Raw genomic sequence first — 11782 nt, 5'->3', positions numbered from 1 at the left:
GAGGATCGCCATCGCCAGCAAGCCGGCTCCTACAAGGGGGGGCGTTTACTGCGGGCGAACGCGCAGGGTCAGGCCCTTGAGGAAGTTGCGCAGCAACTGGTCGCCGCACGGGCGATAGTTGGTGTGACCGAACTTGCGGAACAGCGCGCTCAGCTCAGGCTTGGACACCGGGAACTCGGCAGCCTTGAGGATCGCGTGCATGTCGTCTTCTTTCAGCTCGAACGCCACCCGCAGCTTTTTCAGGATGATGTTGTTGGTCACCGGCACTTCGATCGGCTGCGGCGGACGGCTTTCGTCCTTGCCGCGCTTGAAGATCACCAGGCCGTCGAGGAAGTGCGCCATGACTTCGTCCGGGCAGCGTACGAAACCTTCCTCGTCTTCCTCTTTTTTGTCGAGGTAGGTCAGCAGGTCCGGCAGGGTCACGTCCATGCCGCCGAGCTTGATGATCTCGATGACTTTCTTGTCGCTGATGTCGAGCATGTAGCGCACGCTGCGCAGTACGTCGTTATGAATCATGTGTGCAGTCCTGATAATCAGCTGTGGGCGTCGCGGCCAGGCGCGACGCCGAAATGTGTGGCGGCGAGAAAAGCCTTAGAACTTCTCTTTGCCGGACAGGTAGCGCCATTGCCCCACTGGCACTTTGCCGATGGACACGCCGCCGATGCGGATGCGACGGATGGCGACGACCTTCAGGCCGACCGCCTGGCAAAGCAGGGCGATGATGCCCGGCTGCGGGTTCTTCATGGCAAAGCGCAGACGGTTTTCGTTCTGCCAGCTGGCCTTGACCGCCGGCAATTCCTTGCCCTTGTAGGTCAGGCCGTGGTTCAGGCGGTTCAGGCCGTGAGCCACCATCTCGCCCTCAACCTCGACTACATACTCTTGCTCGATCTTGCTGGAGTCGGCAGTGAGTTTGCGCAGGATTTTCCAGTCCTGGGTGAACACCAGCAGGCCGCTGGCGTTGGCCTGCAGGTCGGTGCTGGCGGTCAGGCGCAGGAAGTGCCCACGCAACGGGCGCTTGCCGTAGCGGTGCTCTTCGCTCAGGGTTTCGGCGCCGAGGGTGGCCATGGCGGTGTCTGCGTCCATGCCGGCGGGGACGTTCAGCAGCAGGGTCACCGGTTCCGGCGCGGTGGCCTTGGCTTCTGGATCAAGCTCGACTTTCTGGGTGTCGACCTTGAATTGCGGCTCGTCGATGACTTCGCCGTCGACGGTGACCCAGCCGCCCTCGATGAACAGCTCAGCCTCCCGACGGGAACAGCCGACGAGTTCGATGAGGCGTTTGGAGAGACGAATCGGGTCAGTCATGTCAGGGGCCGTAACAAAAAGGGGTGGGCATTGTACCTGCCTGGCGCCGGTTAATCCCGGCTCCATTTGCGCCGCGAGGCATTTTGTAGAAGCTGGCTTGCCAGCGATGCAGGCAACACGGTCTGTCAGTTGCACCGAGGTGATGCTATCGCCGGCAAGCCAGCTCCTACAGGTCTTGCATGTATCAGCCGTTGCGCGTCAGCTTTTGGGGTTGGCGCAAACGCATGTGCAACAGCGGATACGGCTGGCCCATGCCATCGACTTCCGAGCGACCGATGACTTCGAAACCCTGCTTGAAGTAAAAGCCGAGGGCTTGCGGGTTCTGTTCGTTGACGTCCAGTTCATCGGCGTTCAGGTGTTCCAGGGCATAGTGCAGCAATTTCTTGCCCAGGCCCTGGCCGCGATGGTCGGGGTCGATGAACAGCATTTCGATCTTGCCGGCCGCGACGCCGGCGAACCCGGTGATGCGTTGGCTCGAATCCTTGGTGCAGATCAGCATCACCGAGTCGAGGTAGCGGGTCAGCACCAGGTTTTTCAGCAGTTCGATGTAGCTTTCCGGCAGAAAATCGTGGGTCGCGCGTACCGAGGCCTCCCAGACCCGGGTCAATTCTTCGTAGTCGCCGAGTTTCGGCGTGTGGATGACCGAATGCTGACGCATGCCCGTCTGCCTCTTATGCGGTGGTTGATAGGAATCCTTCCAACCTCAAACGATAGCCGTAAAAAAGCCCCGCATCTCGTCAAGAGAGCGGGGCTTTGCGTATTTTTTGCGTCTAGATCTGTTCAGCCCACAGATCGTATTCGTCGGCGTCGGTCACTTTGCACCAGACCTTGTCGCCCGGCTTGAGGTTGCTGCCGTTGTCGATGAAGACGTTGCCGTCGATTTCCGGGGCATCGAAGAAGCAGCGGCCCACCGCGCCTTGTTCGTCGACTTCATCGACCAGCACTTCGATCTCGCGGCCGATGCGCATTTGCAGGCGCGCCGAGCTGATGGCCTGCTGGTGCGCCATGAAGCGCTCCCAGCGGTCCTGCTTGACGTCGTCCGGGACGACTTCCAGGTCCAGGTCATTGGCCGGTGCGCCTTCTACCGGCGAGTACTGGAAGCAGCCGACGCGGTCGAGCTGGGCTTCGGTCAGCCAGTTCAGCAGGTACTGGAAGTCTTCTTCGGTTTCACCCGGGAAGCCAACGATGAAGGTCGAACGGATGATCAGGTCCGGGCAGATTTCGCGCCAGTTCTTGATGCGGGCCAGGGTCTTGTCTTCGAAGGCCGGGCGTTTCATCGACTTCAGCACTTTCGGGCTGGCGTGCTGGAACGGGATGTCCAGGTACGGCAGGATCTTGCCGGCGGCCATCAACGGGATCAGCTCGTCGACGTGCGGGTACGGGTAGACGTAGTGCAGGCGAACCCAGACACCGAGGGTGCTCAGGGCTTCGCAGAGTTCGGTCATGCGGGTTTTCACCGGCGCACCGTTCCAGAAACCGGTGCGGTATTTCACGTCGACGCCGTAGGCGCTGGTGTCCTGGGAGATCACCAGCAGCTCTTTGACGCCGGACTTGACCAGGCGCTGGGCCTCGTCGAGCACGTCACCCACCGGACGGCTGACCAGCTTGCCGCGCATCGACGGGATGATGCAGAAGCTGCAGCTGTGGTTGCAGCCTTCGGAAATCTTCAGGTAGGCATAGTGGCGCGGGGTCAGCTTGATGCCTTGCGGCGGCACCAGGTCGATCAACGGGTTGTGATCCTGGCGCGGTGGCACGACTTCGTGCACGGCGTTGACCACTTGCTCGTACTGCTGCGGACCGGTCACGGCCAGCACGCTCGGGTGTACGTTGCGAATGTTGCCTTCTTCGACGCCCATGCAGCCGGTCACGATGACCTTGCCGTTTTCCTTGATGGCTTCGCCGATCACTTCCAGGGACTCGGCCTTGGCCGAATCGATGAAGCCGCAGGTATTGACCACTACAACGTCGGCGTCCTGGTAGGTGGACACGACGTCATAGCCTTCCATGCGCAGCTGGGTAAGGATGCGCTCGGAGTCGACCAGTGCTTTGGGGCAACCCAGGGATACGAAGCCAACCTTTGGATTGGCCGGCGCAGGAGTGGTGGACATGTCTAACCTCGGTATTTTGTGACGCCGCTTGCCGGGCAGGGCAAAACCGACGGACGGGCGCTTGAACTGCGCCTCTGATCAAAAAGTGCGCAATTCTAGCGATGAGTCGCTCACTTGACCAGCTTTATGCAGGGAAATACGACGAGTGCTGCGCTATGCTTCGCGCCGTTACGCTTTACTGGTTTTTTACAGTCAACAAAACGTCTGTAACGAGAAGTAAAACAGCGCATGCTGCACGTCAAAGCATAGTGCTTCTTTCAAAGAAGCCCGAGTCTGGGTAGTAGGAGTGGTGGATGGGTCAGGCAAGTAGTCAGGCTGCGGGTGCCGAACATTCGGCGGTGAAGCCGATCGGCATGCTGGTCGCGGCAGTCGGGGTGGTTTATGGCGATATCGGCACCAGTCCGTTGTACACCCTCAAGGAAGTGTTTTCCGGCGGCTATGGCGTGCCGGTCAACCATGACGGGGTGCTGGGGATTCTGGCGCTCATTTTCTGGTCGCTGATCTGGGTCGTGTCGATCAAGTACATGATGTTTGTACTGCGCGCCGACAACCAGGGCGAAGGCGGGATCATGGCCCTGACCGCACTGGCCCGACGGGCGGCGGCGGGGCATGCGAAGCTGCGCGGCTTTCTGGTGGTCTGCGGGTTGATCGGCGCGGCGCTGTTCTATGGCGATAGCATGATCACCCCGGCGATTTCCGTGCTGTCGGCGATTGAGGGCCTGGGGCTGGCGTTCGACGGGATCGACCATTGGGTGGTGCCTATCTCCCTGGTGGTGCTGGTGGCGCTGTTCCTGATCCAGAGCCATGGTACGGCGCGGATCGGTATTCTGTTCGGGCCGATCATGGTGACCTGGTTCCTCGTACTGGGTGCACTGGGCGTCTATGGCATCAGCCAGCATCCGGAAGTCCTGCAAGCGATGAACCCGGTGTGGGGTGTACGCTTCTTTATCGTGCACCCGGGGATGGGCGTGGCGATTCTCGGCGCCGTGGTGCTCGCACTGACCGGTGCCGAAGCGCTGTACGCGGACATGGGCCACTTCGGTCGCAAGCCGATCGCTCGTGCCTGGTTCATCCTCGTGCTGCCAGCGCTGGTACTGAATTACTTCGGTCAGGGTGCCTTGCTGCTGGGCGACCCGGAAGCTGCCCGTAACCCTTTCTACCTGTTGGCTCCAAGCTGGGCGTTGATCCCGCTGGTCGGCCTGTCGACCATGGCCACGGTGATTGCCTCGCAAGCGGTGATTTCCGGTGCGTTCTCCCTGACCCGTCAGGCGATCCAGCTCGGTTACATCCCGCGCATGCACATCCGACACACTTCCAGCGCCGAACAGGGCCAGATCTACATCGGGGCGGTGAACTGGGCGCTGATGGTCGGCGTGGTGCTGTTGGTGCTGGGTTTCGAATCCTCCGGTGCCCTGGCCTCGGCCTACGGCGTGGCGGTGACCGGGACCATGCTGATGACCAGTATTCTGGTGTCGGCGGTGATCCTGCTGCTGTGGAAGTGGCCGCCGGTGCTTGTGGTGCCGGTCCTGCTGGGTTTCCTGTTGGTGGACGGTGTGTACTTCGCCGCCAACGTGCCGAAAATCGTCCAGGGCGGTGCATTCCCGGTGATCGCCGGTTTCGCGCTTTTTGTACTGATGACCACCTGGAAGCGCGGCAAGCAGTTGCTGGTCGAGCGTATCGATGAGGGTGGATTGCCACTGCCGATCTTCATTAGCAGCATCGCGGTACAACCGCCGCATCGCGTTCAGGGCACCGCGGTGTTCCTGACGGCACGGGCGGATGCCGTGCCCCACGCGCTGTTGCACAACCTGCTGCATAACCAGGTACTGCACGAGCAAGTGGTGCTGCTGACGGTGGTGTACGAAGACATCCCGCGGGTGCCGCCAACACGGCGTTTCGAGGTCGATGCCTACGGCGAAGGTTTCTTCCGGGTGATCCTGCACTTCGGCTTTACCGACGAGCCGGACGTACCGAAAGCCTTGAAGCTGTGTCACCTCGACGAGCTGGACTTCAGCCCGATGCGCACCACGTACTTCCTCAGCCGTGAAACGGTCATCGCTTCCAAGCTCGAAGGCATGTCGCGCTGGCGTGAGGCACTGTTTGCGTTCATGTTGCAGAACGCCAATGGTAATTTGCGCTTCTTCAATCTGCCGCTGAACCGGGTGATTGAGCTGGGTACGCAGGTGGAGATGTAAGCTAGATCAAAAAGCCTCCGTTGCCCTTGCGGCAGCGGGGGCTTTTTTGTGGGCGAACACAACGTCTGCAGACGATGAGTATCCACTGTGGGGCTTGCTCGCGAAGGGGGCGTGTCAGTCGAGATAGTTGTTGTTTGACACACCGCTTTCGCGAGCAAGCCCGCTCCCACAGGGGATATGTGGTGTTTGCTGGAATGAAAAAGCCCCCGCTACCGTGAAGTAGCGGGGGCTTTTTTGGGGTTGGCTCAGATCACTCCGCAGCCGCCGCGTCCTTCGGCTGGCGCTTCTCGATCACATCCACCAGACGCTTGGCCAGCGCCGGGTAGTTCTCGTCGAAGTGGTGGCCGCCAGGCAGCTTGATGGCTTCGCCCACCGCTGTCTTGTCGGTGCAGCCGCTTTCGTCGGTTTCTTCTTCGCCGTAGATGCACACCACTTTCGCGGCTGGCAGCTTGGCCATTTCCGGGCCGGTGGCGGCTTCCTTGCCGGCGTTGCCGAGCCAGCCTTCGACTTCGATTTCGAAGCTGCCGGTGCGGGCGAAGGCCAGCAGGATGATTGCGTCGACGCGATTCTGTTCCGACTCGGCCAGACGGTTGTAGATCGCCGGCAGGACATCGGCGCCGAACGAGTAACCGGTCAGGATGAAGCGCTTGGTGCCCCATTTCTGCCGGTAGTGCTGCATCAGCTCAGCCAGGTCCAGCGCGCTTTGCTCCGGGCTCTTGTGCTGCCAGTAGTAGCGCAGGGTGTCGATGCCGACCACCGGGTAGCCGATCTTGGCCATCTCGCCCGCCACATCGCGGTCCAGGTCGCGCCAGCCGCCGTCGCCGGACAGGAACAGGGTCACGGTGTCCCTGGCCTGACCGGCAGGCACTTCGACCACCGGGATCTGCAGGCCACCAGCGGCCTTGTCGCCGCCGACGAGGATCTTGCGCAGTTCGTTGTTCAGCACTTGCGGCAGGTTGATGTCGTAGTCGCTGATGCTGGTCTCGGCGTTCGGTTGATCGCGCACGAAGCCGGCGCTGGTGTCGTCCGGGTTGTCGTTCCACGCTGCCAGCCAGCGGCCGTGGGCGGCGCTTTTCGGCAACAGGTGCGTGCAGCCGCCCTTTTCCAGGGCCAGGTCGACCGAGACGGCCTGGGCCTTGTCATTCTTCTGCTCGGACAGCCAGCGCCAGGCCAGCACGGCGCCCGGGCCGATGCCGCTGACCAGGGTGGCCGGGCCTTTGAGTTCCCGCAGGCCCGCTTGCAGGGCACGGCTTTGCAGCAGGCAGTCCTTGGGCAGGATCACCTGGACAATCTGTGCCGAGCCGCTGCGGCTCAGGGTCAGCAATTGCTTGTCGCTGAGTTTCTGGTCTTCGTTGACCGCCACCAGCACCTGGGCTTGTGGCGTGGTGCCGGGGATGACGCGGGTCATCGGCGCACCGTCGGCCGGGGTCAGCAATTGGAGGGTCGGTTCCGGTGCCGGGCGTTTGAGGTACCAGTAACCGCCACCGAGAACCAGGGCCACTATCACCAGTGTGCCCAATACATACCGCAAGGAGCGTTGAATCATCAGCGTTTCACCAATCCGGTCAAGCCGCCCGCGATCAGGGCGGCAGTGTCGGCCAGCGCAACCAGCGGATCGAGTCCGGCGGGCACGGCCATATAACGGGGTTCCCAATCAGGCTGGAACTTGTCTTTGAAGCGGCGCAAGCCTTGGAAGTTATACAGCTGCTCACCACGGCGGAATACCATCGAGCCCAGGCGCTGGGTCAATGGTGCGCCGCGACGGGGTTGCAACCCCGACAACGGCACCATGCCCAGGCTGAAACGCGCGTATCCATGGTTTTTATAATGTTGAATCAGGCCGACCATCATGAATTCCATGGTCAGCTTCGGGGCGTCCGGGTGGGCGCGCATCAGGTCGAGGCTGGCCAGGTCATGACCATAGGTCTCGAGCAGGTTGGCGAACGCCACCGGGCGCCCTTCGAAACGAATCACCGCGATGCGGAAATACTTGAGGTAGTCATCGCTGAAGCGGCCCAGCGAAAAACCTTTCTCGCGGACATTTTTGCCAGTCAGCCAGGCATCGGAAATCACCTTGAGCTCATCCATCGGCGCGTGGCCCGGCTCATGGATTTCCAGGGACAGGCCGTCACGGGTGCCACGGTTCCAGGTGTAACGCAGGTCCTTCATCTCTTTGCCCTTGGCTTCGAGATCAAAACGCTTGAGGTCGACCCGGGCTTCTTCGCCGAGCTTGATCGCGGTCAGGCCGATGTCCATGTAGTACGGCAGGTTCTCGGCGCGCACTTGATAGAACACGGGACGGGCGTGGTGGATGTCGCACAGGTCGCGGAACTGCCAGATCATTTCCGCCCGTTGCTGGCCCGGGCCGATCGGGTCATACAGCGCCACCAGGCTGCGGCCACGGCGGGCGTACATCAGGAAGGCTTCGTCATTGGGGTGAAACAGCAGCGCCTTGTCACCGGTCAGGGCCAGGCCGCCATCTGGTTGGGCCGATGCCATGAGGATCTTGCTGGCGCGCTCCAGTTCGTCGGGCGTCGGCAGGTGAATGACCGGACGCGCGGTGCGCAGCAGCCAGGTCAGCGACACCACCACCAGCAACACTGCGGCGCCGAGCAGCGAACGCAGGCCGCGAGGGGCGTCGGCGTCGAGGGTGAACTGCCACCAGAGTTGGTGGCTGTACGGAACGTCCTGGTAGGCGAACAGCAGCAGCCACATCGAAGCACCGAGTACGCACAGGCTGGCCACCAGGTACAGCGGCGAGAACGGCAGTTCGGTCAGGCGGCTGGGGCGATAGAACGAGCGGCGGAATACCCCGAGCAGGCTCGCCGTCAGCACCATCAGGCTGGCTTCTTCCCAGTCAAAACCTTTGAGCAGTGAGAGCAGGGCGCCGACCAGCAACAGAATGGTGGTCAGCATCCATGCGGCCGACAGCCGCCGACGCAGGCCCTGGGCCAGCAACAGGCAAAGGACGCCGACCAGGCTGGCGCCAAAGTGCGAAGCATCGACCAGTCGATGGGGGATCAGGAAACCGATGTGTTCCAGGCGGGTATCGATTTCCGGAGTGGCGCCGGAGAACAGCAGGACAACGCCGGACAGGAATACCAGCACCGCCAGTATCGGAGCCGCCAGGCCTGAGGCCGCGCGCAAGGTCTGGCGTGTCTGGAACAGGCGCTGGCCTTCGTTGATCAGCAACAGCAGGCAGGCCACCAGCAACGGCAGGACCACGTAGATCAAACGATAGAGCAGCAGGGCGGCTGCCAGCGGCGCAGCACCGAGGGTGTCGGAAAACGCCGCCAGTAATATAGCCTCGAACACCCCGACACCGCCCGGCACATGGCTGAGCACGCCGGCGGCGAGCGCCAGCAGGTAAACCAGAAGGAACGCGCCGAAGGGTGGCGTTTCCGGCAGCAGTAGATAGAGGACAGTCGCGGCGGCCGCTACGTCCAGGGCCGTGATGATCAATTGCAGGAACGTCAGGCGACGCCCCGGCAGGCGTAAGGTACGGCGCCCGATCCTGACCAGCAGGTTGTCCGGGAAAGGCTGGTCCGGAAGCCGACGACGATAGAGACCGATCGCCAACACCGAAAACAGCACGAGCACCACGGCGGCCACTACGCCCAGCAGCGTCTCGGAGAGCCCCAGGGCCGTAGACGCGGCTGGCAGGTCGCTGAGTGTCGCCAGGGCGGCCAGCGGCGGCAGGGCGCAGCCCAGCGAGAGGCTGGCGAACAGCGTCATGCGGGCGACTTCAGCCGCTCCCAGGCCATGACGGACATAGAGGCGATAGCGAACCGAGCCCCCCGACAACATTGAAAGACCGATGGCGTTGCCGATGGCAAAGGCGGTGAAACCACCCAGTGCCAGCGCGCGCGGTGCCAGGCTCACCCCGGCATAGCGGCTGGCCGACCATTCGTAGCCGAGCAGAATGATGAAACCCACCACGGTTGCGCCCAGGGCGCCCATCAACGCAGGTTTCGGAACTTCGAGGATCGAGTCGTGCAGCGCGTAAAGGTCGAGTTCGCTCAACAGGTGGCGACAGGCAATCAGCGCGATCGCGAACAACAGCAGGGTGACCGCCAGGCCGATGGGTTGACGGTACTTGCTCAATCGATCAAGCAGGCGCAGACGCTCCGCGTTGATCGGTTGTGTCGCTGTGACAGTGTCTTGTGAATCAGACGAGTTGGCGCGCATCAATCACCTCTTGGATTGTGCGCGACAGGATGGGGGTATCCAGCCAAGTTACCAATCCCTGTAGAAAAAAATAATCACAAATATTAACGCCTATCACCGGGCGGCGGGGACGGCGCGACATCAGTCGTGAGGGCTTCAGCCTGTGATAGAGCATAGTCTGAACCTGGCGCATGGGGGATCCCAAACGGCTTGCTACACAGTGACAGATCATTGTTGCGAAAGGACTTTTTCAACAGATACAAAAAAGGCCACTCTTTCGAGTAGCCTTTTTTGATGTTTGGTTGCGGGAGCCGGATTTGAACCGACGACCTTCGGGTTATGAGCCCGACGAGCTACCAGACTGCTCCATCCCGCGTCTGTGTGGCGGCATTCTATAGAGATACGCGTGGGTGTCAACCGTTAATCCTGAAGCAGGTCAAATAAACGTTGAATCGCGGCAAACGGTCGCAGGCACAACCTAAGTTTCGGAATCAGAACGATTTCCTGTTTTGGTAGGGTTGAGGGCCCAGGCCTTGTTTCGGCGCTCGGCGCTACAAAACAAGCACGCACAAAAAAGGCCACTCTTTCGAGTAGCCTTTTTTGATGTTTGGTTGCGGGAGCCGGATTTGAACCGACGACCTTCGGGTTATGAGCCCGACGAGCTACCAGACTGCTCCATCCCGCGTCTGTGTGGCTCATTCTATAGAGATGCGCTCGGGTGTCAACCTTCAATTCTGATAAAACCTGTTCTGCTTCAATCGGTTAGCTAGTCGACGGGGAGGGTTTGCGGTCTGTGAGGCAGGCGGGGCAAGGCCTGTGGCTCTATTGGGAATGATTTCCCGATTGAAAAAATAAATTCATCAGCGACATTTCCCACGCGTCGAAAAGAACATTCAGACTACTGGTGCTATATACAGGTGTCGGTGAGATACTGCATATCCGTCGTACCAAGACGCCTTTTCCTTGCCATGAACACTGCTTTGCCATGACTCAGCGAAAGATCATCCACGTCGATTGTGACTGTTTCTACGCCGCCATAGAGATGCGCGATGACCCGCGTCTGGCCGGCAAGCCATTGGCGGTGGGCGGGTCGGCGGATCGGCGTGGGGTGATCGCGACCTGCAACTATGAGGCGCGGGCATACGGGGTGCGTTCGGCAATGTCCTCCGGGCACGCCTTGAAGCTGTGCCCGGACCTGACCATCGTCAGGCCACGCATGGATGCCTATAGAGAAGCCTCCAGGGAAATTCATACGATCTTTCGTGACTACACCGAGATCATTGAGCCGCTCTCGCTCGATGAGGCGTACCTCGATGTGTCCGACAGCGCGCATTTCGCCGGCAGTGCTACGCGAATTGCCCAGGACATCCGGCGTCGGGTCTCCAACCAGTTGCATATCACCGTGTCGGCGGGAGTGGCACCAAACAAGTTTCTGGCCAAGATCGCCAGTGACTGGAAAAAGCCCAACGGCCTGTTCGTCATCACGCCGGACCAGGTCGAGAACTTTGTCAGTGGCTTGCCGGTGAGCAAATTGCACGGGGTCGGCAAGGTCACCGCCGATAAGCTCGGCAAGCTGGGTATCACTGATTGCCTGCAATTGCGCGAGTGGGACAAGTTGGCGCTGGTGCGTGAGTTCGGCAGCTTTGGCGAGCGACTCTGGAGTCTGGCTCGCGGGATCGATGACCGAGTGGTGCATAACGACAGTCGTCGTCAGTCGATTAGCGTCGAAAATACCTACGACGTCGATCTGCCGGATCTGAGGAGTTGTCTGGATAAACTACCCGAGTTGCTGGAGACCCTGGCCGGCCGCATGGCGCGCATCGACAGCAGCTATCGTCCGGGCAAGCCCTTCGTCAAAGTGAAGTTCCACGACTTCACCCAGACTACATTGGAGCAGGCCGGGGCAGGGCGGGATTTGGGCAGTTATCAGTTGATGCTGACCCAGGCTTTCAATCGCGGCGGCAAACCGGTGCGGTTGTTGGGGGTCGGGGTGCGGCTGGAGGACTTGCG

At 61.0% G+C, this 11782-nt stretch carries 8 protein-coding genes and 2 tRNA genes; 2 read left to right on the top strand and 8 right to left on the bottom strand.

What is annotated here, in order from left to right:
• Positions 1-45 precede the first annotated feature (45 nt).
• The 4 genes from KGA88_RS30405 to rimO form a co-directional block, all read right to left on the bottom strand.
• Positions 46-516 carry a DUF1456 family protein gene (locus KGA88_RS30405; RefSeq protein ID WP_046816549.1) on the bottom strand — a complete coding sequence of 157 codons (471 nt, stop codon included), beginning with the start codon at positions 514-516 and terminating at the stop codon, positions 46-48.
• 75 nt (positions 517-591) lie between these two features.
• Positions 592-1302, bottom strand: a complete 711-nt coding sequence (locus KGA88_RS30400) for an rRNA pseudouridine synthase (RefSeq protein WP_110663091.1) — start codon at positions 1300-1302, stop codon at positions 592-594.
• 184 nt (positions 1303-1486) lie between these two features.
• Positions 1487-1960, bottom strand: a complete 474-nt coding sequence (locus tag KGA88_RS30395; protein WP_223596454.1) for a GNAT family N-acetyltransferase — start codon at positions 1958-1960, stop codon at positions 1487-1489.
• Positions 1961-2072: 112 nt separating this feature from the next.
• Positions 2073-3410, bottom strand: a complete 1338-nt coding sequence (gene rimO, locus KGA88_RS30390; protein WP_008052161.1) for a 30S ribosomal protein S12 methylthiotransferase RimO — start codon at positions 3408-3410, stop codon at positions 2073-2075.
• Positions 3411-3703: 293 nt separating this feature from the next.
• Between rimO and KGA88_RS30385 the strand changes: the two genes are divergently transcribed.
• Entirely contained in the window at positions 3704-5605 is a 1902-nt protein-coding gene (locus KGA88_RS30385; RefSeq protein ID WP_110662176.1) for a potassium transporter Kup, read from the top strand.
• A gap of 250 nt (positions 5606-5855) precedes the next feature.
• On the opposite strand, the gene KGA88_RS30380 is transcribed toward KGA88_RS30385, so the two are convergent.
• The 4 genes from KGA88_RS30380 to KGA88_RS30365 all read right to left on the bottom strand — a co-directional run bounded on the left by KGA88_RS30380 (position 5856) and on the right by KGA88_RS30365 (position 10457).
• Entirely contained in the window at positions 5856-7151 is a 1296-nt protein-coding gene (locus tag KGA88_RS30380) for a virulence factor family protein (RefSeq protein WP_223596452.1), read from the bottom strand.
• Positions 7151-9793 carry a bifunctional lysylphosphatidylglycerol flippase/synthetase MprF gene (gene mprF / locus KGA88_RS30375; protein WP_223596450.1) on the bottom strand — a complete coding sequence of 881 codons (2643 nt, stop codon included), beginning with the start codon at positions 9791-9793 and terminating at the stop codon, positions 7151-7153. The genes KGA88_RS30380 and mprF overlap by 1 nt, the downstream gene beginning before the upstream one ends.
• A 278-nt stretch (positions 9794-10071) precedes the next feature.
• Positions 10072-10148: transfer RNA gene (locus tag KGA88_RS30370), tRNA-Met, on the bottom strand.
• Positions 10149-10380: 232 nt separating this feature from the next.
• Positions 10381-10457 (bottom strand) — tRNA-Met (locus KGA88_RS30365).
• A gap of 300 nt (positions 10458-10757) precedes the next feature.
• On the opposite strand from KGA88_RS30365, the gene dinB reads away from it, so the two are divergent.
• On the top strand, positions 10758-11782 hold a 1025-nt coding region (gene dinB / locus KGA88_RS30360), incomplete at its 3' end, for a DNA polymerase IV (RefSeq protein ID WP_223596448.1).

This window comes from Pseudomonas sp. A-R-19, from assembly GCF_019956575.1.
Classification (GTDB): domain Bacteria; phylum Pseudomonadota; class Gammaproteobacteria; order Pseudomonadales; family Pseudomonadaceae; genus Aquipseudomonas.
This window is presented reverse-complemented; position numbering and strand designations above follow the sequence as displayed.

Coding starts and splice junctions, on each gene's coding strand:
- KGA88_RS30405 (WP_046816549.1), bottom strand. CDS start 516: ATGATTCATAACGACGTACTGCGCAGCGTGCGCTACATGCTCGACATC.
- KGA88_RS30400 (WP_110663091.1), bottom strand. CDS start 1,302: ATGACTGACCCGATTCGTCTCTCCAAACGCCTCATCGAACTCGTCGGC.
- KGA88_RS30395 (WP_223596454.1), bottom strand. CDS start 1,960: ATGCGTCAGCATTCGGTCATCCACACGCCGAAACTCGGCGACTACGAA.
- rimO (WP_008052161.1), bottom strand. CDS start 3,410: ATGTCCACCACTCCTGCGCCGGCCAATCCAAAGGTTGGCTTCGTATCC.
- KGA88_RS30385 (WP_110662176.1), top strand. CDS start 3,704: ATGGGTCAGGCAAGTAGTCAGGCTGCGGGTGCCGAACATTCGGCGGTG.
- KGA88_RS30380 (WP_223596452.1), bottom strand. CDS start 7,151: ATGATTCAACGCTCCTTGCGGTATGTATTGGGCACACTGGTGATAGTG.
- mprF (WP_223596450.1), bottom strand. CDS start 9,793: ATGCGCGCCAACTCGTCTGATTCACAAGACACTGTCACAGCGACACAA.